At 63.2% G+C, this 22,498-nt stretch carries 17 protein-coding genes and 1 pseudogene; 9 read left to right on the forward strand and 9 right to left on the reverse strand.

The features are described 5' to 3' along the window. Positions 1–9 precede the first annotated feature (9 nt). From mqo to AC3FJ6_RS12990, 5 genes and pseudogenes are all read right to left on the reverse strand, one after another. Entirely contained in the window at positions 10–1,725 is a 1,716-nt protein-coding gene (gene mqo, locus AC3FJ6_RS12970; protein WP_488772246.1) for a malate dehydrogenase (quinone), read from the reverse strand. Between the two features lie 309 nt (positions 1,726–2,034). Beyond that, a pseudogene (locus AC3FJ6_RS12975) lies at positions 2,035–2,265 on the reverse strand (transposase); the annotation flags it as partial. Between the two features lie 255 nt (positions 2,266–2,520). Then, positions 2,521–3,612: a porin gene (locus AC3FJ6_RS12980; protein WP_488772247.1), complete on the reverse strand. Its 1,092-nt coding sequence runs from the start codon at positions 3,610–3,612 to the stop codon at positions 2,521–2,523. 55 nt (positions 3,613–3,667) lie between these two features. After that, positions 3,668–4,693 carry an amidohydrolase family protein gene (locus AC3FJ6_RS12985; protein ID WP_488772248.1) on the reverse strand — a complete coding sequence of 342 codons (1,026 nt, stop codon included), beginning with the start codon at positions 4,691–4,693 and terminating at the stop codon, positions 3,668–3,670. Between the two features lie 11 nt (positions 4,694–4,704). After that, positions 4,705–5,838 carry a 4-oxalomesaconate tautomerase gene (locus AC3FJ6_RS12990; RefSeq protein ID WP_488772249.1) on the reverse strand — a complete coding sequence of 378 codons (1,134 nt, stop codon included), beginning with the start codon at positions 5,836–5,838 and terminating at the stop codon, positions 4,705–4,707. Positions 5,839–5,989: 151 nt separating this feature from the next. Between AC3FJ6_RS12990 and AC3FJ6_RS12995 the strand changes: the two genes are divergently transcribed. The 3 genes from AC3FJ6_RS12995 (at position 5,990) to AC3FJ6_RS13005 (ending at position 10,018) form a co-directional block, all read left to right on the forward strand. Beyond that, complete coding sequence (locus AC3FJ6_RS12995; protein ID WP_488772250.1) at positions 5,990–7,207, forward strand: LysR family transcriptional regulator; 1,218 nt, start codon at positions 5,990–5,992, stop codon at positions 7,205–7,207. A gap of 172 nt (positions 7,208–7,379) precedes the next feature. After that, a complete protein-coding gene (locus AC3FJ6_RS13000) occupies positions 7,380–8,708 on the forward strand; it encodes an MFS transporter (RefSeq protein WP_488772251.1) in 1,329 nt (442 codons plus the stop codon). A gap of 11 nt (positions 8,709–8,719) precedes the next feature. After that, entirely contained in the window at positions 8,720–10,018 is a 1,299-nt protein-coding gene (locus tag AC3FJ6_RS13005; RefSeq protein ID WP_488772252.1) for a gallate dioxygenase, read from the forward strand. Between the two features lie 84 nt (positions 10,019–10,102). Here AC3FJ6_RS13005 and AC3FJ6_RS13010 read toward each other — a convergent pair whose 3' ends face one another. Then, positions 10,103–10,984 (reverse strand): LysR substrate-binding domain-containing protein, encoded by an 882-nt coding sequence (locus AC3FJ6_RS13010; protein ID WP_488772253.1) that lies wholly within the window; start codon positions 10,982–10,984, stop codon positions 10,103–10,105. A 101-nt stretch (positions 10,985–11,085) separates the two neighbouring features. Here AC3FJ6_RS13010 and AC3FJ6_RS13015 point away from each other — a divergent pair, with 101 nt between their 5' ends. The 3 genes from AC3FJ6_RS13015 to AC3FJ6_RS13025 are packed head-to-tail and all read left to right on the forward strand — an operon-like array spanning position 11,086 to position 13,577. Then, a complete protein-coding gene (locus tag AC3FJ6_RS13015) occupies positions 11,086–12,102 on the forward strand; it encodes a Bug family tripartite tricarboxylate transporter substrate binding protein (RefSeq protein ID WP_488772255.1) in 1,017 nt (338 codons plus the stop codon). Positions 12,103–12,135: 33 nt separating this feature from the next. Then, on the forward strand, positions 12,136–12,867 hold the full coding sequence (locus AC3FJ6_RS13020; protein ID WP_488772256.1) for a PIG-L deacetylase family protein: 732 nt from the start codon (positions 12,136–12,138) through the stop codon (positions 12,865–12,867). Beyond that, positions 12,864–13,577 carry a 4-carboxy-4-hydroxy-2-oxoadipate aldolase/oxaloacetate decarboxylase gene (locus AC3FJ6_RS13025; protein WP_488772257.1) on the forward strand — a complete coding sequence of 238 codons (714 nt, stop codon included), beginning with the start codon at positions 12,864–12,866 and terminating at the stop codon, positions 13,575–13,577. The genes AC3FJ6_RS13020 and AC3FJ6_RS13025 overlap by 4 nt, the downstream gene beginning before the upstream one ends. Before the next feature lie 145 nt (positions 13,578–13,722). On the opposite strand, the gene AC3FJ6_RS13030 is transcribed toward AC3FJ6_RS13025, so the two are convergent. Further along, positions 13,723–14,211: a tannase/feruloyl esterase family alpha/beta hydrolase gene (locus tag AC3FJ6_RS13030; protein WP_488772258.1), complete on the reverse strand. Its 489-nt coding sequence runs from the start codon at positions 14,209–14,211 to the stop codon at positions 13,723–13,725. Between the two features lie 240 nt (positions 14,212–14,451). On the opposite strand from AC3FJ6_RS13030, the gene AC3FJ6_RS13035 reads away from it, so the two are divergent. The 3 genes from AC3FJ6_RS13035 to AC3FJ6_RS13045 all read left to right on the forward strand — a co-directional run bounded on the left by AC3FJ6_RS13035 (position 14,452) and on the right by AC3FJ6_RS13045 (position 19,208). Next, positions 14,452–16,176 carry a response regulator gene (locus AC3FJ6_RS13035; RefSeq protein ID WP_488772259.1) on the forward strand — a complete coding sequence of 575 codons (1,725 nt, stop codon included), beginning with the start codon at positions 14,452–14,454 and terminating at the stop codon, positions 16,174–16,176. A gap of 159 nt (positions 16,177–16,335) precedes the next feature. Continuing rightward, the gene (locus AC3FJ6_RS13040; protein ID WP_488772261.1) at positions 16,336–18,456 is read left to right on the forward strand and encodes a YadA-like family protein; all 2,121 of its coding nucleotides are present in this window, start codon (positions 16,336–16,338) and stop codon (positions 18,454–18,456) included. A gap of 80 nt (positions 18,457–18,536) precedes the next feature. Continuing rightward, the gene (locus tag AC3FJ6_RS13045; protein WP_488772262.1) at positions 18,537–19,208 is read left to right on the forward strand and encodes an HD-GYP domain-containing protein; all 672 of its coding nucleotides are present in this window, start codon (positions 18,537–18,539) and stop codon (positions 19,206–19,208) included. A 79-nt stretch (positions 19,209–19,287) separates the two neighbouring features. Here AC3FJ6_RS13045 and flgL read toward each other — a convergent pair whose 3' ends face one another. Together flgL and flgK are read right to left on the reverse strand one after the other, a co-directional pair. Beyond that, positions 19,288–20,520 carry a flagellar hook-associated protein FlgL gene (flgL, locus tag AC3FJ6_RS13050; protein ID WP_488772263.1) on the reverse strand — a complete coding sequence of 411 codons (1,233 nt, stop codon included), beginning with the start codon at positions 20,518–20,520 and terminating at the stop codon, positions 19,288–19,290. A gap of 43 nt (positions 20,521–20,563) precedes the next feature. Then, positions 20,564–22,474, reverse strand: coding sequence for a flagellar hook-associated protein FlgK (flgK, locus tag AC3FJ6_RS13055; RefSeq protein ID WP_488772264.1), 1,911 nt, complete (start codon positions 22,472–22,474; stop codon positions 20,564–20,566). Between the last annotated feature and the right edge of the window lie 24 nt (positions 22,475–22,498).

Genomic DNA, 22,498 nt, shown 5'->3' on the forward strand with positions numbered 1-22,498 from the left:
GCCCGTGCCTTACAAGGCCATATCCGGCACCTTCTTCACCACGCCCGGGTTCGTCATGGTGCCGGTGGCCGGGATGACGCCGTCAAGGCTTGGCGGCGCGATGGCCAGTTGCAGCGTTTCGGCCGTGGTCGCCCATTCCTTTGCCAGAAGCTGCGGATTGTCATTGAGCTTCTTGCCGTAGCTGGGCACGATCTCGCGAATCTTCTGCTGCCAGGCCGGCGTTTTCATCTGCTCGGGGAACACGCGCTCGAGCAGCGACAGCATGATCGCCGGCGACGTCGAGCCACCCGGTGAAGCGCCCAACAGCGCAGATACCGAACGGTCGCCAGACACCACAACCTCGGTGCCAAGCTTCAGTACCCCGCCTTTCTGCGGGTCGTTCTTGATGATCTGCACGCGTTGTCCAGCCTCCCACAGACGCCAGTCCTCGTCCTTCGCCTCGGGCATGTAGTGGCGCAGCGCCGCCATCTTTTCTTCGCGGGACAGCGTCAATTGCTGCGCAAGGTACTTTACGAGTGCAAATTCGTGAGCGCCGACCTGCAACTGAGGAATGACGTTCGACGGGGTCGTCGCCTTGACCAGGTCGAAATACGAGCCGTTCTTGAGGAATTTGCTCGACCACGTGGCAAACGGCCCGAAGAGGATCACCTTCTTGCCATCGAGCACGCGGGTATCCAGATGGGGCACCGACATGGGGGGCGAACCGGTATCCGCCAGGCCATAGACCTTTGCCAGATGGCGCGAGGCAATCTCGGGCTTGTCCGTAACGAGGAATTCGCCGCCCACCGGGAAGCCGCCGTATTGCTCCGCCTCGGGGATACCGGACAGTTGCAGCAGCGGCAATGCCGCGCCGCCCGCGCCAATGAACACGTTTCGGGCATCTACCGTCTGAATCCGGGAGCCATCCTTCGTGTCGAACGCGGACACGCGCCAGGTGCCGTCCTCGTTGCGGGTAATGGAACGCACCTCGTAGCCGGTGGAGACTTTCACGCCTGCATGGCCGGTCAGGTGCTTGTAGAACTGACGCGTGATTTCGCCCAGATTCACGTCCGTACCGAGTGGCGAACGCGTGGCGGTGACCACCTCATCGGCCTTGCGGCCTTCCATCATGATGGGAATCCACTCCGCAATCTTCGCCGGGTCGGTGGTCATTTCCATGCCCGCGAACAGCGGCGAAGCCTTGAGCGCCTCGACGCGCTTACGCATGAACTCACGGTTTTCCTCTCCGAAGACCAGATTCATGTGCGGTGTCGAGTTGATGAACCCTCGCGGGTTGCCCAAAACACCCTTGCGCACCTGATGCGCCCAGAACTGGCGCGAGATCTGGAAGTTCTCGTTGATGTCGATGGCCTTGTCGATATGGATATTGCCCTTGTCGTCCATCGGCGTGTAGTTCAGCTCGCAGAGTGCCGAGTGTCCGGTGCCGGCGTTGTTCCAGCCGTTCGAGCTCTCTTCCGCGACCTTGTCCAGGCGCTCGAACACCTCGCACGTCCAGTCCGGCTGCAGCTCTTTCAGATAAACGCCGAGCGTGGCGCTCATGATGCCGCCGCCAATCAGCAGCACATCGACCTTGCGATCCGCCCTGGCAGCGCGGTACTGACTGCCGAAAAAGTACGAATAGCCGCCCCATGCGGCTGCAGCGCCGACAGCGGTTGCAATGAATTTACGACGGGTGAAAGGCTTGCCGCCGCGGCGTGCGGCGGTCTTCTTGTCCGATTGAGTCATGGGAGTCACTTCAAATTAGCGTGCAGCGTCGACAGACTGATCAAGCCGAGGCAATACCAACGTTGATTCAGACTGCGGGGGGCGCCGTCGTTTTCTGCGCGGCGGGTTGGAAGTGAACCCACATGCCGGCGATACAGGCGGCGATTCTAACGCACGTCGAGCGCCAATGTAGGGGAAAACCCTGATATATCAAGCAAGACTCGCTCGCCTGATATGCCGAATGAGGCTTCCAGCGACCCGGATTTGCCGTATCTGGACCGCGCACATTGGCCTTGACGGGTGCTTTGCCAGACGGCACAAAAAAACGGTTCATCGGAGAATTCCGGGGAAGGCAGCGCGGATTTTGAGGAAGAAGTATTCCTCGTCGCGGTAGCCGTAGGCGCGGCGCTTGATGACCTTGATGGTGTTGTCGATCCCCTCAACGACGCTGGTGTTCAAAGGATGCCGGCATCGGGCAATGATGCCGTGCCAGTAGCCACTAAGGCGTTGGGCGAACAGTTGGAGAGCAGGAATGCCGCTCTGGCGCGCCTGTTCACACCAGTTTACAGCGCCAGCGTACGGCTCTCCCCTTCAGGCCATACCACTCGATCCAGATTTGTAGCCATCCCAGCAGCCCAAGGCCTGCAGCGTCTTCCTATCCAACATCCCGTCCCTCAACGGCAGTCTTAACAGCCATTAGGATACGGAATGTGGCAATTCAGTCCCCGGAATTCTCCGATGAACCAAAAAAAATCCCACACCCGTCAGCACTAACGGAGTGTGGGCAGTTGGACCTCCCCGTGTGTCGCGACGAGGTCAGAAGACGTGCTTGACACCTAGCATCGCGCCAAGCTGGGTGCCGCCCGCTACCGGGCTGGCACCGGTCGACGCGCTATCTACCGAGAGCGCGAGCTTGCCACCATTGTCGATGTAGCCGAATGTTGAGTACACCGAGGTCCGCTTCGAGAATGCGTAGCTGGCGCGTACGGCGCCGAGCCATGCGCGGTCGGAGCTGTGGCGGTAGTCAAGGTGGAACGCTTCGCCTGACAGCGTTACCTGTGGCGTGATGTCGTAGGCGACGCCTGCGTAGTACATGTTGCTGCGCGGCGTGGCCAGTGCCCCGTTGCGGCGCGCCAGCCAGCCGGCGCCGATCTTGGCGTGGCCTACGAGCGCATAGCCGCCCACCGTGGCACGGTCGTCCTTGAGCTCGCTTGATGTCAGGCCGGCGAACGCGCCAGGGCCGCCGCGCAGCGAGTCATAGGCAGCAAGCACGCCCCACCAGTTGGTCTCGTAGCCGAGCATGGCCGACCATTCGCGGCAGGTGGTCATGTTGCCGGCGGTTTCGCCCGCGCAGTTGGTGCCAGATGGGCTGGGTCCCGCATTGACCGAATCGCGGCCGAAGCTGTACGTCGCCCCGACCGTGAACCCGCCGAACTTGCCTTTGTAGGCGATGGCGTTGTCCGCGCGTGCGTTGGGCAGGTAATTGTCGAGCGAACTGGAACCATAGGCGTTGGGCCCGAGAATGTCGGTGTCGAGCATGGCCCAGAACAGCATCGTGTACTGCCGGCCCAGGCTGACCTGGCCCCAGTTGCCGCTCAGGCCCACCCACGCTTGCCGCCCGAACAAGCGGCCGCCCTGGTTGGTGACGCCGCTATCGGGAGCAAATCCGGATTCCAGCACGAAGTTGGCCTTCATGCCCCCGCCAAGGTCCTCGGTGCCGCGCAGGCCCCAGCGCGACGGCACGGTGCCGCTCAGGTTGGCCATCTTCACCACCGAATTCCCGGCGGTGCCGACGTGGTTCAGGTACTCGATGCCCGTGTCGATGACGCCGTAGAGCGTCACGGATTGAGCCTGCGCCAGGGCTGGCAGCCCGAGCGCGATCGAAAACGCCAGGTGGCGCAGTTTCATCGTTTTCTCCTCCGTTGATATTCTTGTTCGGTCTGTGCCGCGTGATTACGTCCGCCTACATGCCGCGCGCCTTCAGCCGCGCGTCCAGGCGCGTGTACACGCGACGTGCGTTGCCTTCGTAGATCAGGTGCCGTTCCTGGGCCGACAACGCAGCCTCGTCGATATAGCGGCGGGTGTCGTCGTAGTAGTGTCCGGTCTCGGGGTCGATGCCACGTACCGCGCCGATCATTTCCGAGGCAAACAGCACGTTTTCCACGGGAATTACGCGGGTCAGCAGGTCGATGCCGGGCTGGTGATAGACGCAGGTATCGAAGAACACGTTGTTCAGCAGATGCTCCTGCAACGGCGGCAGCTTCATTTCCTGTGCCAGGCCACGGAACCGGCCCCAGTGGTAAGGCACGGCGCCGCCGCCATGGGGAATCACGAACTTCAGCGTCGGAAAGCGCCGGAACAGGTCGCTGGTCAGCACCTGCATAAATGCTGTGGTGTCGGCGTTCAGGTAGTGAGCACCGGTGGTGTGGAAGCAGGCGTTGCAACTGGTGCTGACGTGGATCATCGCCGGCACGTCGAGCTCCACCATCTTTTCGTAGATCGGGAACCAGTACGGGTCGGACAGCGGCGGCGACGTCCAGTGGCCGCCAGAGGGATCGGGATTCAGGTTCACACCGACAAAGCCGTACTCGAGCACGCAGCGTTCCAGCTCGGCCACGCAACTCCGCGTATCCACGCCCGGCGTCTGGGGCAGCATGGCGGCACCCACGAAGTGATCGGGGAACAGTTCGCTGACGCGATGGCAAAGCGTGTTGCAAATCGCAGCCCACGTGGCGCTGGTCTCGAAGTTGCCGATGTGGTGTGCCATGAAGGAGGCGCGCGGCGAGAAAATCGTCAGGTCGGCACCGCGCTCGCGCATCAGGCGCAACTGGTTGCCTTCGATGGCTTCTCGCAGTTCGTCGTCGCTGATGTGCAGGTCGCTGATGGACGGCGCCTGCTCTGGTGCGGTGAGCGCGGCAATCTGGCGCTTGCGCCAAGCTTCCAGTGCGTTCGGGGCGGTGGTGAAATGCCCGTGGCAATCAATGATCATAGACAGAGAGCTCAAAGTGGCCAGGCGCTGGCCGGAACCAGCACCTCGCCGCGCATGATTGGACGCGCCGTACGGATCAGCGCGCTGCGGAGTATCGTGCCGGGATCGGCGAGATCGGTTTCAAGTTCCACTGCGAAGTCGCCGGTGGGATGTTCGACGTTGATGGCGTGGACCGGTCCTGCGTCGACGACCGCCACGCCCTCTGCCACCGTGCCGGGAAGCACGCACGCCGTGCCCACCGTGATGGCAGCCAGTACGCCAATGGCGTCGTGACAGACGCGCGGGATGAAGCACCGCGTGGCAATGCTTCCGCCGGTGCGCGGCGCTGCGATCAGGCACATCTTGGGATAGTTTTTCTGCGCCACATTGCCCAGACCCATCATCTCGCCGGCAACCAGCCGCAAGGCTTCGATGCGCTGCTTGAGCGGGGTGTCGGCATTCAGATCTGCGACGGATTCTTTGGCCGTGCGATCCAGATCTGCCGCGCGCATCAGCACCATGGGCATGCCGTTGTCGATCAGCGTGGCTTCGATGGCGAGAGGCTGCCCGGTGACGGGGTCGATGATCGTCAGGCGGTCGACAGCGTTGCCTGTCGGCAGGAGCGCATGGCACACCGAGCCGGCCGTGTCGAGAAAGTTGATCACGATGGGCGATGCAGTGCCCGGCACGCCATCAATGCGAGCATCGCCATGGAAGCGCGGCACTCCTTGCGGAGTCTGCATCGTGACGTCGCACAGCATGCCCGTGTTGCGTGTCAGCACGCGGGCACGGGTGAAATCTCCCTGCGGTGCCACCAGCCCGCGCTCGATGGCGTACGGCAGTACCGCGGCCAGCATGTTGCCGCAGTTTGGCGTAGTGTCCACGGTGTCCGCATTGGGTTGCAATTGCGCGAACGTGAAGTCGAGATCGGCCTGCCCCGGCGTGCCGGGCGCCACAATGCCGACTTTGCTGGTTAGCGGGTGCGCGCCGCCCAGTCCGTCAATCTGGCGCGGGTCGGGGCTGCCCATGGCCGCCAGCAGCACGCGGTCGCGTGCGGCAGTGTCCGCGGGAAGGTCGCTGGCCAGGAAGAACGGTCCGCGCGACGTACCGCCCCGCATCAGGGTGCAAGGAATGCCGCGCAGATCAGAGTCAAGGCATGGCGTCATGGCGGGTTTAGCGTGGGCAGGCTCGGCATTTGTCGGGTGCCCGCAGTATCCGCGCCCGGTACAAGTCCTTGGTTGCGATCTCGCACGACAATTGTTCTAATCTGCTTATCGCCCGTAGGCGCGCTGCCCAGACCGACACGACAATAGCGATATGGAGACCGTCAGCCTGCATCACCTGCACGTATTTGCCGGCGTGGCCGCGGCCGGGGGCGTGCGTCGGTCGTCCGAAACGCTGCACCGCGCTTCGTCGGCCATTGCGCGCTCGGTGGCGGCGCTGGAACAGACGCTCGGTGTGGCGTTGTTCGAACGCAAGGGGCGCGGCATGCTGCTGACGCGTGCTGGCGAACTCGTGCTGGAGCGAGCCCGCCACATCGAGGCGGCGTTGCGCGAGGTGCGCGACGAAGCGGTGCGCCTGCGCACCCGGCCCGGCGTCACCGTAGCCAGCCTCGAAGCCCTGCACAACGAGCGCCGCCTGGAGGTGGCCGTGATGCTGGCCGAGGTACACCATATGCCCAGCGTGGCGGCGTCGGTGGGTGTATCGCAATCGGCGGTGAGCCAAGCCATCGCCCGGCTGGAGGATGCGTTGGGCCAGCCCGTCTTTACGCGGACGGCACGCGGCATGGTGCCCACCGATGCCGGTAGCCGGTGGGTAGTGCGCTTTGAGCGCGCGCTGGCCGAACTGCGCCACATCCGGGCCGATATTGCCGCGCTGCAAGGCGTGCTGGAAGGCGCCGTGACCATCGGCGCACTGCCGCTGGGCCGCACGCTGCTGATGCCCATGGCCATCGCCGATGTCCACCGCCGGCACCCGCGACTGCGTTTCCGCTCGCTGGAGAGCCCTTACGAGGAACTCACCGGGGGCCTGCTAAGCGGGCGCATCGATTTCATCCTGGGCGCATTGCGACCGCATCCTTCGCAAGGACTTGCCACGGAAGTCCTGTTCACCGACCGTATCGCGCTGATCGCGCGGGCTTCGCATCCGCTGGCCCACGGCAAGCGCATCACGCTTGCCGACCTGGAGCCCTATCCCTGGGTGCTGTCGCGCGCCGCATCGCCGTCGCGGCAGGCGTTGGATGGCGTATTCGCATCGCGCGGGCTGGCGCTGCCGCAACCGCTGGTGGAAACGGGTGACCTGGCTCTGGTGCGCGGCTTGCTGCTGCAGGGCGATCTGGTCACCGCACTGTCGGCGCACCAGTTGCACCACGAGATCGAGGCCGGCTGGCTGGTCGAACTGGACCTGCCGCTGTCCGACACCACTCGCAGTATCGGCATCACCACGCGCGCAGGGGCACGCCTCTCTCCGGGCGCCGATGCCCTGATCGCCGCGCTGCGGCAGGCCAGCCAATCCATGGAAACCCGGGGCCGATAAGTAAACGGCAACGCGGGCCGCCCCACAAAGCAATACTGCAGACCCGGCTCGAACGTAGACTGCCGTTGCCGTACACAGGGGGTGCGCGGCCATCCGCCCATGCGGCGATTAGCTTACCGATAACAAGATTCCGCCGTAGCACGCTCGGCGGGACTATGCCCGGAGACGGCACATGACCATCCAACGGCTCGATATCCGGGCCCATATCAACGAACGAAAGATGTCAGGCTACCAGTGGCTGCTGCTGGTACTGTGTTTCATGATCGTCGCCACCGATGGCATCGATGTCGCTATCATGGGCTTCCTGGCGCCGGGCATCACCAAGGAGTGGGGTGTTTCCAAGGCCGCCTTCGGCGTGGTGATGAGCGCCGCCCCGATTGGATTGGCCATCGGGGCGCTCTTGGTAGGGCCGATGTCCGACCGTTTCGGCCGCAAGAAGCTGTTGATCGGCTCGGTCTTCCTCTTCGGCGTCTTCAACCTGCTGTGCGCGTTCGCGGAGAACACCACGCAGTTGTCGCTGCTGCGCTTTCTGACCGGCCTGGGATTAGGTGCGGCAATGCCCAGCACCACCACGCTATTGTCGGAGTACGTACCGGAGCGTTCGCGAAGCATGCTGCTTGCCACGATGTTCACGGGCTTCAACCTCGGCTCGGCGTTGGTCGGCTTCGGTGCCGCCGCCATCCTGCCCGAGCACGGATGGCGCGCCGTGCTGATCGTCGGCGGAGCGATCCCTCTGGTCTGCCTGCCGCTGTACATCTTGCTGATTCCGGAATCGGCCCGCTTCCTGGTGGCGCGCAATGCTTCGCCCGAACGCATCGCTCGTACGCTGCGGCGCGTGGTGGGCAGCGAGATTGCCGCCGGCACGACCTTCACGATCAGCGAGCCGGCCGTGCCGGGCAAGCAGCCAGTGCGTACCCTGTTGTCCCCGGGCTATCGCGGCATGACGCTGGCGCTGTGGGTGACCTATTTCATGGGCCTGCTCGTGATTTACCTGCTCAGCGGCTGGCTGCCCACGCTGATCAAGGACGCCGGCCTGCCTATCGAACGCGCAGCCAACCTGACTGCACTGTTCCAGCTCGGCGGCACCGTTGGCGCGCTGGTGGTGGGATACTGCATGGACCGCTTTGCGCCGCATCGCGTAATCGGTGTGGCGTATGTGACGGGCGCGGTTTTTATCCTGCTGTTGGCTTCAGGCAGCGTGATGTCGTCGATGTTCGCGGCCTATGTGCTGTTGGCGGGCTTCTGCATGAGCGGTGCGCAGACCGGCCTGAACGCCTTCGCACCGCAGTGCTACCCGACGCTGGTGCGAGCCACCGGCGTGAGCTGGATGCTTGGCATCGGCCGATTCGGCAGCATCACGGGCTCGATGGCCGGTGGTCTTCTGCTTTCGATGGGCTGGAGCTTCAGCGCGGTGATCGCCATCCTGGCCATCCCCGCCACCGTGGCAGCGATTTCCATTGTTTCGACCAAGCGGGCACAGCTTCGCGCGGTCACAGCCTGACGTACTGACTTATGGCCACCATCATCGGCGCAATCGCCTCATCCCATACGCCCACCATCGGCTTCGCGCTGGACGCGGGCAAGCAGCAGGACCCCGCATGGGCCCCGATCTTCGCGGCCTACGCGCCGGTGAGCGAGTGGCTGCAACAAAAGAAGCCAGACGTGCTGCTGGTGATCTACAACGACCACGTCACGTCGTTCTTTTTCGATCACTACTCGGCCTTCGCACTGGGCATCGGCGAGAAATACGAGGCCGCTGACGAAGGGGGCGGCCCGCGCAACCTGCCGCCGGCATATGGGCACGTCGAACTGGCCCGGCACGTTGGCGCGTCTCTGGTGGCCGATGAGTTCGACATGTCATTCTTCCAGGACAAGCCGCTCGATCACGGCTGTTTTTCGCCGATGTCGGTGATGTTGCCGCACGATGGCGCATGGCCGGTGAAGATCCTGCCGCTGCAAGTGGGGGTGTTGCAGTTCCCGGCACCATCCGCGCGCCGCTGCTTCAAGCTTGGCCAGGCGATTCGCCGTGCCGTGGAAAGTTATCCCGAGGATCTCAAGGTAGCGATCGTTGCCACCGGCGGACTGTCTCACCAGGTGCATGGGGAGCGCGCGGGCTTCAACAACACGGCATGGGACCACGAATTCCTGGATCTGTTCGAGCGCGAGCCGCAAAAGTTGCTGGACATCACGCATGCCGAGTTCGCAAAGCGTGGCGGCTTTGAGAGCGCCGAGGTAGTGATGTGGATGGTCATGCGAGGCGCGATGGGCGACGTGCGCTGCCTGCATCGCGATTATTATCTGCCGTCGATGACCGGCATCGCCGTGGCGGTGTACGAGAACGTCGCCACTGAGGATGCTGACGTGGTGGCCACGCGCGCCGCCCATCAGCGGCAACATATCGGCCACCAACTCGAGGGGATCGAGGAACTCGAAGGCACGTACCCGTTCACGCTCGAACGCAGCGTGCGCGCGTATCGGATCAACCGCTATCTGCACCAGCTCATCGACCCGGACTTCCGCAAACGTTTCCGGAGCGATCCGGTTGCCACCTATGATGCGGCCGGCCTGACCGACGAAGAGCGCGACCTCATCACGCGGCGCGACTGGCGCGGCATGATTCACTACGGTGTGATCTTCTTCCTGCTGGAAAAGCTCGGTGCAGTGAGCGGGGTGTCCAACCTGCACATCTACGCGGCCATGCGCGGACAGTCGCTGGAAGAGTTTCAGAAGACGCGCAATGCGCCGGGCGCACTCTATTCCGTGGCTGGCGGAACAAGCAGCGGCACGCAGTGGACAAGCAGCAAGTCGTAACGGTCCAGGGGTGATCGAGCCAACGTCAAGGATCCTGGTCAAGCCGAGCGTGGCAGGATCGGCAGGTCGGAAGCGGGCCGCCTTTCAGAAATACCCCACGAACCGCTTCATGATCGGCGACAACGCTTCGGCGCGATGCGCCATCAGGATGCGGCTGGCGGCGTCCGGGCCGGCGATGGGCAAGTAGGCCACGCCCGGAATGCCCGTCCGAGCATAGATCTGCGGCAATACCGAAATCCCCGCGCCGCTGGCCACCAGGCCGATGATCGTGGTGGCCTCCCGCGCCTCCTGTGCGACGTTCGGCGCGAACCCCGCGCGGTTGCACAGCGTGGTAGCGTGATCGAACAGGCCGCAGCCCAGGCCGCGCGGGAACAGCAGGAAGCGTTCGCCAGACAGCGCGCCGATGTCGATCTCGTGCTGGCCCGACGCCAACGGATGAGCCACCGGCACCACCGCCACCAGCCGGTCAGCCAGTACCTCGCGCACGGCAATGCTGGCCGGCGGCCGGAATTGCGGCGATGGGCGCAGGAACGCGATATCGATCTCGCCGTTCTCCAATTGCTGCAGTTGCTGTCCCGTGGACATGTGGACCAGTTCCAGCTTCGCATTGCGATGCGCCTCTCGGAACGCATGCACGGCACGCGGAAAGATGTCCTGCATCGGCACCGACGCGGTGAACCCGACCCGAATCTCTCCGGCCTCGCCCGAAGCCACCTGCCTTACCACTTCGCGAGCTTGGTCGAGGTTTGCCAGCGCCGCGCGTGCCTTGTCCAGAAACAGCTCGCCAGCGGGTGTCAGGGCCACATGATGCCGCGACCGCTCCAGCAACGCACTGCCCAATTCTTCTTCCAGCGCCTTGATCTGCACACTGAGCGGAGGCTGGCTCACATGCAGTCGCCGTGCGGCTTCACTGAAGCTGAGTGCCTCGGCCACGGCCACGAAATAGCGAAGTTGGCGAAAGTCCATTGATAGGGTTTCGGAATAACAAGCAATCTGAAAACGTATTGGACAGTATCACGGGGGCCACCCAGAATGCGAGCACATCCTTAAAACATATGGAGACTTGCATGCTGCGCGGCCTCGTTCGTATTCGTAATCTGCAGGGCGGGAGCCGCCCGGTACTGGCATCGCTGATGGCCGCCACGGTGGCAGCCCTGTCCCTGGGCGCCACGGTGGCGCTGGCCGACAGCTATCCGGACAAGCCGATCCGCCTGGTGGTGCCGTACGCGGCCGGCGGCGCTGTCGACATCGTGGCCCGCTCGGTAGGCCAGCGCATGAGTCAACTGCTCAAGCAGCCGATCATCGTCGACAACCGGCCCGGCGCAAGCACCAATATCGGCATGGATTACGTCGCCAAGGCTCCGGCCGATGGCTACACGATCATGATGGCGTCGAACAGCCTGGCTACCAACGCGGCACTGTTCAACAAGCTCAGTTTCAATCCAACCACCGATTTCGCGCCCATCGCGCGCATCGGCGAAGCTTCGCTGGTGGTGGTGGTGCCGGCCAAGTCGCCCTTCAAGTCGTTGAAGGACCTGGTGGCACAGGCCAAGGCGCAGCCGGGCAAGCTCAACTACGCATCGGCCGGCAATGGCAGCTCGGGCCATCTGGCCGGCGAGATGCTCAAGGACACGGCCGGCATCGACGTGCTCCACGTGCCCTACAAAGGCGGCGCGCCCGCAATTACCGACCTGATCGGCGAGCGCATCACGTTCATGCCGATCAATCCGCTCGAAGTGGTTTCGCATATCAAGGCCGGCACGCTGCGTCCGCTGGCGGTGGCCAGTGCCCAGCATTCGGCGCAACTGCCGAACGTGCCGACGGCCAAGGAAGAGGGCCTGCCGAACTTCACCGCGTCGGTGTGGTGGGGCCTGGTGGCGCCGGCCAAGACGCCCGCGCCGGTCATCAAACAACTCAACACCGCCGCCAACACCGCGCTGGCCGACTCCGAGGTCAAGAAGCAACTGGGCCAGCTTGGCGTGACGATCGTAGCGGGCACGCCGGAACAGTTCGGCCAGTTCGTGAAGTCGGAAACCACGACGTGGAACAACGTGATCCGCAAGGCCGGCATCACCGCGGACTGACGTTCCTACAGTTACAGATTTAAGGAAGTTACGATGTCCCAACCCCAAGCAACCCAGCCGTCGATCCTGGTGGTGAGCGCCCATGCGGCCGACTTTGTCTGGCGTGCAGGTGGCGCGATCGCGCTGTACGCAGAGCGCGGCTACCACGTGCGCATCGTGTGCCTGTCGTTCGGCGAGCGTGGCGAATCGGCCAAGATGTGGCGCCAGCCGGGCATGACGATGGAGCGCGTCAAGGCTGCACGTCTCGAAGAGGCGCAGCGCGCCGCCGACATCCTGGGCGGCACGCTGGAATGCTTCGACCTGGGCGACTATCCGCTGCGCGTGCCCGACCAGGCGCTACTGCGCCTGGCCGACATCTACCGCGAGATCCGCCCGGAACTGGTGCTCAGCCATTCGCGGGAGGACATCTACAACTTCGACCATCCGCTGGCCACGCACGTGGCGCAGGAAGCGCGGGTCATCGCCCAGGCCCACGGCTACAAGCCCGAAGTGCCGGTGATTGGCGCGCCGCCGGTGTTCCTCTTCGAGCCGCATCAGCCCGAACAGTGCAACTGGAAGCCTGACGTGCTGCTGGACATTTCATCCGTCTGGGAGAAGAAGCAGCGGGCTTTCACGACCATGGCCGCGCAGGAGCATCTGTGGGAGTACTACACCCGCGTGGCGCTGCAGCGCGGCGCGCAGGCCACGCGCAATTCGGACCGCAAGATTCAATACGGCGAGGGCTATGCCCGCGTGTTTCCGCAAGTATCGGAGGTTCTGGCATGAGAAACGTTGCCTACCGCAACATCCTGCGCGCCGAGGCGCGCGACATCGATTCGCTGGGCAAGTCCGGCGTGGCGACAGTGCACGAGGCCCAGCGCCGCACTGGCCTGATGAAGCCGTACCTGCGCCCGATCCAGTCGGGCACGGCCATCGCCGGCAGCGCCGTCACGGCCCTGATGCATCCAGGCGACAACTGGATGATCCACGTGGCCGTGGAGATGATCCAGCCGGGCGACGTCCTGGTGGTGGCGCTGACCAGCGACTGCACCGACGGCGTGTTCGGCGACCTGCTGGCCACGTCGCTGAAGGCACGAGGCGCTCGGGGCCTGATCCTCGACGCGGGCTGCCGTGACGTATCGACGCTCAATGCGATGGGCTTTCCGGTGTGGTCCCGCGCGGTGTCGTCACAAGGCGCGGTCAAAGAAACCTTGGGCGCAGTCAATGTGCCGGTGGTATGCGCCGGTGCGCAGGTGCGCCCGGGCGACGTGATCGTGGCGGACGACGACGGCGTGGTCGTGGTGGCTCGTCCGCACGCCGCCGACATCGCCCGCAAGGCGGCCGAGCGCGAAGCCCTGGAGGCGGCCAAGCGGGACAAGCTGGCATCGGGCGTGCTGGGGGTGGACATGTACAACATGCGCCCCGGCCTGGCCGACAAGGGCCTGGTCTATTTGGACCAGACAGTCGACTGGTACAGCGGCGCCGACGAGGCGTGACGCACTGACACGCCGGCCTAGTCGGGACGCCGGCTTGTCAGCCAGCCTGGCACACGGACTGGGATGCCGGCGTATCCGGTACAAGACGCCCTACCCCCTCTACCATGCGGTACGTGTACAGCCCTGGAGAGGGGGAAAAGACAGGTCAAGGCGCGAACGCCCCTAGAACCTGGGCCGCGTGCGGCGTGTAGAAGCTGGAGCCGACCCACGGGGCTGTGGCGACGTTGTACAACGCAGCGCCTTGCGTGTAGTTGCCGCCGTCGCGCCAGTCGCCCGAGCCCTCGTATTTGGCAATCGCCGGGTACGGATACACGGGGCGCGACGCGGTCACCGTGCTCGTCGTCGCATCGGTCTGGTAAGTCATCACGTCGTTAGGCGCCGTGCCATGCTCCGCCCAGGCGGTCACGCGCGACACCAGGTTGATATTGGGATTTCCCTCGCCACCGCCGCAGTGGCTCACGCCAGGAACCAGGTACATGCGCGCAAATCCGTCAACGGTGGAGGCCCCCATCGTGTCCTGCATCGCCTCGTAGTAGGCGATGGTGAACAGCGGCCGTCGGCGGCTATGGGTCGGACAGAGACGGTTGAGCTCGACAGCGCCTGGCCGGTTGAATCCACAGCCATCAGCGGACATTGCCAGGCTCGGGCAGCGACAACCAACCCTACCCGAAAACAAAGGGTCTTTCGTTTGACCGCACTATTCGTTGCGGGATGTGTATTGCATAGCGCGGATCATTCACCCCGGCGTGGCGCATTCTCCACTGTCCCCGAAAGAGCGATCAGGACGTTTAATTGAGCGCGCAGAAAAGCTAACTTCACCAGACCGGACTGCGCTGGCAAACTCGCAGGGTGCGGGCAAACACGTGAGGTATCGATGAGCACCGTCCTCATTGCGGAGAGCGAGAGCCTATCCCGGCATGCCCTACGTCAGTTGCTCGAAGCCGAAGGCCATACGATTGTCGCCGAGGCGACTGATGGACTTCAGACGGTCCGCCTGGCCATCGACACCTCGCCAGACCTTCTCGTAGTGGCTCTGCGGCTCGATGGCCTGAGTGGGTTGGAAGTCGTCAAACGCCTGCGCGCCCGGAAATGTCCCGCAAAAATCCTCGTCGTCTCCTCTCAGGACGATAACCACTCCATTGGCTTATGCATTGCCGCCGGAGCGAACGGGTTCGTCAGCAAACTGGATGATATTGCCGACTTCAAGCTCGCCGTTGACGCGGTCAAACGGGGACGCATGTACTTTCCCGTTACAGGCGAGGAGCAAGCAGGCGCGCATCATGACGAAGCCAGTCAACTGGCCAGTCTTTCTGACCGTGAGCGATCGGTGCTCATGTATCTGGCACGTGGCTACCGCCTCACCAAGATCGCTCAACTTCTCGTGGTTAGCGAGAGCACGGTGAGTACGTACAAGACCCGCTTGCTTCGGAAGCTGAATGCCGCCTCTGTGGTCGAACTCGCCGACATCGCCCGACGGAACCATTTGACTGGGGACGCTGAGGGGGATGGAAACACGCGCCCAAAGCCGAGTTGGATGATGGATGAATCCTCCGTGGTCAGCAACCTGCTTGATGCCATCCCTTCCGCAGTGAGCATCCGGGACACCCGTGGCAGCATTCTCTTCGCCAACGCTTATATGCGTGAACAGTTGGGATCGCTGTTTGACCAGATGGCTCAACGAGGGTCGGAATCCCTTGAGCGCGTGCTAGGTATGTCCGAGCATCAGGCGACCGAGCTTGAAAACGCCTTCGAGCAGTCCTCGAAAACTGGCAAGCCCTTCACCAAGGAATACGCGCTTATGCTGAATGGTCACCCACGTAGCGCCGTCATATGGAGCACCCCTCTTCTTGATGACCAGGGCCAAGTACTGGCAATGGTGAGCGGTAGTCAGGACATCACCAGCATCGATCTCACTATCGCCGAGCTACGGCAGTCGCGTGAGGAGCTCGGCAGACTCGCCAGGCTGAGACGCCTGTTGCTGGAGGATCTTGAGCGCGACTTGACCGAACCCTTGCGCGACGCCCTTAACTGCATCGCAAGCGCAAGATCAGCGCGCGCAGAGGGTGCCGCGCTGGAACAATACCTCGCCAATACTGAGTCTGCCTTGCGAAACCTTGAACGCCGACTCGCCAGCATGCAGGTGTTAGTTGAGGACGCAGCGGAATCCGCGCGGCCACTACGCGATCGCTGCAACCTCAATGCCCTGTTCGGTGCCGCAACTGCGCCGGTCGTAGCCGCGGCCAACCGCGATGCGCGACCCATTACCCTTCAATTCGTCGGGCCTGAGGACCTTTGTATCTGGGCAGACCCAGTGAGAATTCGTCACGTGATCTTTGCGGAAATCGACATCGCGTATCGCGCCTCTGCTCACGGACCGATTACCGTCCGCCTGGTTGCCGACAGGACAACTCGTGGCTTGGCTGAGGTAAGCCTCGACATTCTCGCGCCCACCACGCACACCCTTCTTGAGATGTTCGCGCCAGAGCTGGCCCGCCTCAATGACATCCTTGGCGCGTGGAACGGCTCTCTTCAGTACGACAATGACGCCCGACACACCCATGTCTCTTCCATTGCACTTCTCCAAGCTGCGGAATCCTGACTACCTCAGTCCGAAAGCGGGCCAAGCCCCGCTGTAGCGGAAACGCGACGAGAGCTTCGCCCTTCCTTTATATGTCATGAGCACCCTCCAATCCAATACTTCATTGCGTGATTAGCGCGATCTGCGCACATCAAATGAAGCATTGGTCAGGAGGGCATCATGAACACGATCTTCCGCTCGATATGGAATGCGACCACACGAACGTGGGTGGCTGCGGCCGAAAACACCAAGGGACGCCGGAAGGGCGCGGCCCTTATCGCTGTTGCGCTCGCGCTTGCCACAGCAATTCACCCGGCAATTGGTAGCAGCGCGTCGCCAACCGCAACGCTCGACGGCCCCGCAATTGCCGGTCAGGTATTCAGCGCGCCGTCTGCAACAGACCCGTCTGCGCCCGATACTCCCGACAAGGAAACGCTTCCGGATAAGGACGCAGGTGTTTCCCCCGCGCCAGCGTCATCAACCAGTGAAAGCGGTGAATCGCCTGATTCCATGACGCCGGTATTTGAGACGTTTGGCCAGCCGCTCCTGCTTGCAGCCAACACCGGCGTAAAGCTTGGCCAGGATGCGGAGGCGCACGGTGATGACGCGGTAGCAGTCGGCAAGTCCGCGACCGCAGATAGTGCGCGCGCCTCAGCAATTGGCGGGTACTCACGAGCGGCCGAAAGCGCCTCGGCATTCGGCCATAGCGCCGCAGCCAACGGCACCAGCTCGACAGCACTTGGTACCGGCTCACAGGCGAACGCAGACAACTCCGTCGCGCTTGGCTCAGGATCCGTCGCCAATCGCGCCAACACCGTGTCCGTGGGCTCGGCGGGAAGTGAACGCGTTATCTCGAACGTCAAGGACGGCGTACTGGCGACCGATGCCTCGACAGTCGGACAGGTCACCCGCGCTGCCGACTCGTTCGCTGAGGCTCTCGGCGGCGGCGCCAGGTACGACCCTGACACCGGTGCGCTGATCATGCCTTCGTACAACTTGACCGACGGCACTTTCAACAATGTCGGCGACGCGCTCACCAGTATTGATCGGCGCACCTACATCAACCATCAAGCCATCACAGACCTGAGCACAAGTATTGTGAACGGGACCGTCGGCCTGGTGCAGCAAGATCCTGCAACCGGCGTAATTACGGTCGGTGGGCAAACTGGCGGCTCACTCGTCGACATGAGCAACGCCCGGGACGAGTCGCGTCAGGTGCAAGGTGTCGCTGCCGGTGCCATTACCTCTGACAGCACGTTTGCCGTCAATGGCGGCCAAATCCACGCGGTCGGATCCTCGATATCATCGGCGCTTGGCGGCGGATCTCAGGTGCTCTTCGACGGTACGGTGTCCGTCCCGGTCTACTCGGTCGGCGGACAACAGGTGCATGGTGTCCAAGGCGCAGTGGATGCGTTGGATTCTCGTGTCACAAACGTGGAAGGACAGGTCACCACCGTCACCCAGCAGATCAACAACGGCGAAATCGGGCTCGTCCGCCAGAGCGCCGACGGCACCGTCACGGTTGCCGCAGAAAAGGCCGGCACCACCGTGGATGTGTCCGGCACCGATGGAACTCGGGCTGTCACCGGCGTGAGCGACGGCACGATCGCCGCTGGCAGCACTGACGCTGTCACGGGCAATCAACACTATGAGACCAACACTCGTGTAAGTGGGCTGGAGCAAAGCGTTGGCCAACAGATCGGGCAGCTAGCGGCCGGTAATGCCTATTTCAAAGCGGACGGTGCCAATGACACGTCAGACCGCGCATCGGCAGCAGCGGGCTCGAAGGGTGTCGCAGCCGGTGCAAACGCTACCGCACAAGGTACGAACAGCGTGGCCATCGGCGCTGGCTCTGCGGCACAGGCCGGCAACAGCGTCGCCCTCGGCGCTAACTCTGTTGCCGACCGTGCGAACACAGTTTCTGTGGGCTCGGCGGGCAATGAACGAGTCATCGCCAACGTAGCCGATGGCGTGCAGCCGACTGATGCCGTGAATCGTCGCCAACTCGATTACTCATACGGCCAACTCGGCAGCCGTATCGATCAGGTGACGGGGATGATTGGCGACGTCGCGTCGAAGGCATACAGCGGTATCGCTAGCGCCTCCGCCCTGTCGATGCTTCCTGATGTCGACCCTGGCAAGACCATTTCGATCGGCGTGGCCGGCGCCTCGTACCAAGGGTATGGCGCTGGCGCGATCGGTATCTCGGCCCGGATCAATCAGAACATCAAGTTGCGGGCTGGCGCAGGCGTTTCGTCCGGTGGCACAACAGTGGGCGGTGGTATTGCGTACCAATGGTGATGAAGCATTTTGCTGGAGCAGTGCGTCACGGCCTGACACTCAGGAACTTCCTGGCCGACCAGTCGACGCACTGAGGAATCATGACTACAAACGAGTTTCCGTCCTCGGCGCATACGGCGCTCGGGGTAACAATTGCCGCGGCTGTAGAGCAAGTATCCAAGGAACCCGGCTTTGACGGTGCGCAATGGCTCCAGGCGGCACAGGAGATGTTCGACCACGGCAATCGATGTGCGAATCTTATGGCAATCCTTGCGCAAGAGTACGCCGAACGTGTTCCAAACCTGGAATTCAATGCGAATCTGCTGGCCTTTGGTGCGTACTTTCATGACGTAGGAAAGCTGCGTGTTCCGGCCCATCTGCTGCTGGCACCGCGCGGCCTGGCCGCAGGCGAGTATCGGATTGTGCAAGCGCACGTGCAACATGGGCGGCGCATCGTCGAAGCCGCCTTGTCACTACTCCCAGAGAGCAGCCAGACTCTGGCGTGCCTCCATCAGATGGCGGCTTGCCATCACGAGCATTGGGACGGCAGCGGTTACCCGAATGCGCTCGCGGGGGACTCAATCCCCATCCCGGCCCGTCTGATGGCGATCGTAGACGCATACGACGCCATTCGATCCCGGCGCCCTTACAAGCCGGCCATGGCGCATGAGGAGGCCTGCGCCGCTATTCGAGAGGGATCAGGTACTACCTTCGACCCTGAGATGACGAAGCTCTTCGTGGCGCTTGCCGGCAACTTCGTAGGCTACATGTGACAGTTTAGCCACTGTATTGCGAAGAGTTGAGCATCTAAATTGCGGTGCGGGACAGGTGGCGCAACGCCACCTCACCGCATCATCCCAGGAACCTGAACAGGTTCATCTGCTGGATCTGCATGAAGGATTGCTGCGCGCCCTGCAGTGCCGTCTGACGCTGGTAGTACTCGGTAATGGCCGATGCGTAATCCAGTTCGGTCAGGTCCGAGAGCGTCTTGGAATTGCTCAAGTCGCGGTTCGAGCCGATGGTGTCCAGCGCATCGAGTTCGTTCATGCGCGAGCCCACCGACGCACGCACCGTCAGCACGTTGTCCAGCGAGTTGTTGTTCTGGCGCAGGCCGGTCGAGATCGCGTTCTGCAGGTTGGCCGCGGCCACGTCCTGGGCAGTGCCGGAGTCGATCGGTGTGCGCAGGGCGGTAATCACGTCCTTCAGGTTGGCGAACATGTCGGCGCCTGCCTGCTGGGCCGGTTGGGCCAGGAACGTGTCGTTATTGGCGGGAGTGCCCTTGATCGAAAACGACACGCCGGCCACGTTGATGGAGCCGCCATCGACGTAGTTCGTTGCCGGGCCGACGGGGTTGCCCGTGGTCAGGTCGTTGACCGTGTATTGCGTGACGCCGGCAGCGACCGAGAACGTCACGCTCAAGTTGTGGCCGTACAGTGCGTTGCTCGGATCAGTCACCGAAATCGCGCTGAAGGTGCCCGTGCCGGCGTTGGTGCTGCTGCCCTTGATGACGTAGCCAGCATTGGCCGTGACGGTCTGGAAGATCTCCGCGCCGTTGTTGCCGGCTTCCATCTGGCGCGCCACGTCAACCTGTAGCAGCTGGTGGCCGGTGTCGCCCTGGTACGTGAGGTTGCCGGCGGCATCGGTCGCGAAGGGGGCGGTGCCGGTCTTCAGGCCCGCGAACAGGTAGTTGCCATTGCCGTCATCGGCGTTGGCCAGGCCCACCAGTTGATCGTACTGGCCTTGCAGGGCCGTTGCCAGCGATGCGCGATCGTTGTCGCTCAGCGTGCCGTTACCGGCGTTCACCAGCAGCGACTTGATGTTCTGCAGCACGGTGGTTACCGTCGACAGCGTGTTTTCTTCCAGGCCCAGCGACGCATTGGCCTGCTTGCGCGAAGCGGTGTACTGGCCGTTCACGGCGACCGATTGCGACACGCCCAGCGCGCGCGTGGCCGCGACGGGGTCGTCCGACGGCGTCAGCACGCGGCGGCCGGTGGCCAGCTGCTGTTGCACGTGCAGCAGGTTGGACTGCTGGCTGTTCATCGAGGACAGGCCCTGGTGATACAGGGTGGAGGTTGCGACGCGCATGGCGTGATTCCTTCTTTTCCGGTGTTGTCAGGGATGTCCGCGATCAGCCGATGCTGACCAGCGTGTCGAAGATCGTACTGGCCGCCTGGATGACCTTGGCGTTGGCCTGGTACAGCTGCTGGAACTTCAGCAGGTTCACGGTTTCCTCGTCCATGTTCACGCCCGACACCGACTGCTGGGCCGTGTAGATCTGGTCCGTGATGCTGTCCTGCGATGCCGACGCGATGTCGGTCGACTTGGCCTTGCTGCCCACGTCGTTGACCAGCTGGGCATACGCGTCGTTGAAGCTCGACGTGCCGTTGATGGTCTTGGCGGTCTGCAGCTTGGCCAGCTTGAGCATGTTGCCGTTGTCGGCCACCGCGCCCGTGTTGTTCGACAGCGTGAACTGGTCGCCATTCTTGGGCGTGCCGTTCAGGCTGAACGTCATGTTGTTGATCGTGATATCCGTACCCGTGGCCGTGGTGGTCACGGTGGGCGCCGGGGCCAGCGGATTGCCGGTGACGGAATCCACGATCACGTAGGCGCCACCGGTGTACGTAACCTTGACCGGATTGGTCAGCAGCGAGTAACCCGGGGTCACGTTGGACAGCGACGCCTTCACCGTGCCGGTATTCTGCGTGCTGGCATCCACGCGTGCCGGCGATGCCGCGGCAATCTTGGCCGGATCGGTAATCAGCGCGTTGAAGCTCGACGCAACGTTGCGCGTCGGCTGGATCTCGAACGAGTCGTTCGGATTCATCGGCGCGCTCAGCGTGATGTTCATGCCGTCCGCGGTAAAGGTCGGGAGCGCCGGCCCCGGGAAGCTCTGCACCACCACGTTGTCGGTCTTGCGCGTCAGCGAGTATTGGCCGCCCACGAAACTCAGCGTGTAGTCGCTGGTGGTCAGGTTGCTGGCGTTGCTGATCGTCGCCGTCACCACCGAAGTGGACGTGTTGTTGTTGTTCGCGTACACCACCGGCGAACCCATGGCAAACATGTCGGTGCCGATGGCGCCGTTCAGATCGATACCGAGCTTGTGCTGGGCATTGAACGTCTGGCCGATGGCCAGCGAGATGCGGCCGATGGCGCTTTGCGCCGTGTCCAGCGTCTCGCTGCGGAAGCGCATCAGGCCGCCGATGGAGCCGCCGGTGACCGCGCCGGGTTCGGCCTCGATCGCATTCGACGTGCCCGGAATCGTGTAGGCGATGACCGTGCGGCTGGGGTCGGCTGCCGAAGCCACGGCCTTGATGTCGTACGAATCGCTGCCCATCACCAGCGGCTGGCCATTGCCCACGAACACGTTGTACGTGCCGCCGTCCTGCACCACCACCTTGGCGCCCACCAGTTCGGTCAGCTTGGCCACGGCCTGGTCGCGCTGGTCGAGCAGGTCGTTGGGGGGCTGGCCGCCGGCGGAGGCGGTCATGCGGGTGATTTCCTTGTTCAGGCTGGCGATCTGCTTGGTGTAGTCATTGACCTGCGTAACCGACGACTGCAGCTGGGTATTGATGCCGTCCTGCAACTGCTTGAAGTAGTCGCTCGACGACTTGATCTGGCCGGCCAGTGCCTGCGCCGACGAGATCAGGCCCTGGCGCGTGGCCGGGTCCGACGGCGTGTCCGACACGGCCTGCACGGCCGCGAAGAACTTCTGCATCAGCGGCGCCAGGCCACCCTTTTCGTCTGCCAGCAGGTTGTCGATCTGGCGGATCTGGTCGGAATACGTCGACAGGTCGTGACTGGCCGACGTGGCGCCACGCAGCTGGCCGGTCAGGAAGCTGTCGTACACGCGCTGCACGGTGACCGTGTTCGCGCCCATGCCGTAGAAGCCCGAACCAGTGGCCTGGCCGCCGGCCGACGCAATGATCGTGTTCTGGCGCGTATAGCCCGCGGTGGCCGCGTTGCTGAAGTTGTGGCCGACCGTGGTAAGCCCGTTCTGGGCGACGTTCAGGCCCGACAGACCGATATTAAACAGAGACATGTTTGTCTGACTCCGGATCGAATG

The sequence above is a fragment of the Cupriavidus sp. 94F1 genome (assembly GCF_057798875.1).

Bases quoted from the DNA above. Each gene is read 5' to 3' on its own strand.
- mqo (WP_488772246.1), bottom strand. From the start codon at position 1,725: ATGACTCAATCGGACAAGAAGACCGCCGCACGCCGCGGCGGCAAGCCT.
- AC3FJ6_RS12980 (WP_488772247.1), bottom strand. From the start codon at position 3,612: ATGAAACTGCGCCACCTGGCGTTTTCGATCGCGCTCGGGCTGCCAGCC.
- AC3FJ6_RS12985 (WP_488772248.1), bottom strand. From the start codon at position 4,693: ATGATCATTGATTGCCACGGGCATTTCACCACCGCCCCGAACGCACTG.
- AC3FJ6_RS12990 (WP_488772249.1), bottom strand. From the start codon at position 5,838: ATGACGCCATGCCTTGACTCTGATCTGCGCGGCATTCCTTGCACCCTG.
- AC3FJ6_RS12995 (WP_488772250.1), top strand. From the start codon at position 5,990: ATGGAGACCGTCAGCCTGCATCACCTGCACGTATTTGCCGGCGTGGCC.
- AC3FJ6_RS13000 (WP_488772251.1), top strand. From the start codon at position 7,380: ATGACCATCCAACGGCTCGATATCCGGGCCCATATCAACGAACGAAAG.
- AC3FJ6_RS13005 (WP_488772252.1), top strand. From the start codon at position 8,720: ATGGCCACCATCATCGGCGCAATCGCCTCATCCCATACGCCCACCATC.
- AC3FJ6_RS13010 (WP_488772253.1), bottom strand. From the start codon at position 10,984: ATGGACTTTCGCCAACTTCGCTATTTCGTGGCCGTGGCCGAGGCACTC.
- AC3FJ6_RS13015 (WP_488772255.1), top strand. From the start codon at position 11,086: ATGCTGCGCGGCCTCGTTCGTATTCGTAATCTGCAGGGCGGGAGCCGC.
- AC3FJ6_RS13020 (WP_488772256.1), top strand. From the start codon at position 12,136: ATGTCCCAACCCCAAGCAACCCAGCCGTCGATCCTGGTGGTGAGCGCC.
- AC3FJ6_RS13025 (WP_488772257.1), top strand. From the start codon at position 12,864: ATGAGAAACGTTGCCTACCGCAACATCCTGCGCGCCGAGGCGCGCGAC.
- AC3FJ6_RS13030 (WP_488772258.1), bottom strand. From the start codon at position 14,211: ATGTCCGCTGATGGCTGTGGATTCAACCGGCCAGGCGCTGTCGAGCTC.
- AC3FJ6_RS13035 (WP_488772259.1), top strand. From the start codon at position 14,452: ATGAGCACCGTCCTCATTGCGGAGAGCGAGAGCCTATCCCGGCATGCC.
- AC3FJ6_RS13040 (WP_488772261.1), top strand. From the start codon at position 16,336: ATGAACACGATCTTCCGCTCGATATGGAATGCGACCACACGAACGTGG.
- AC3FJ6_RS13045 (WP_488772262.1), top strand. From the start codon at position 18,537: ATGACTACAAACGAGTTTCCGTCCTCGGCGCATACGGCGCTCGGGGTA.
- flgL (WP_488772263.1), bottom strand. From the start codon at position 20,520: ATGCGCGTCGCAACCTCCACCCTGTATCACCAGGGCCTGTCCTCGATG.
- flgK (WP_488772264.1), bottom strand. From the start codon at position 22,474: ATGTCTCTGTTTAATATCGGTCTGTCGGGCCTGAACGTCGCCCAGAAC.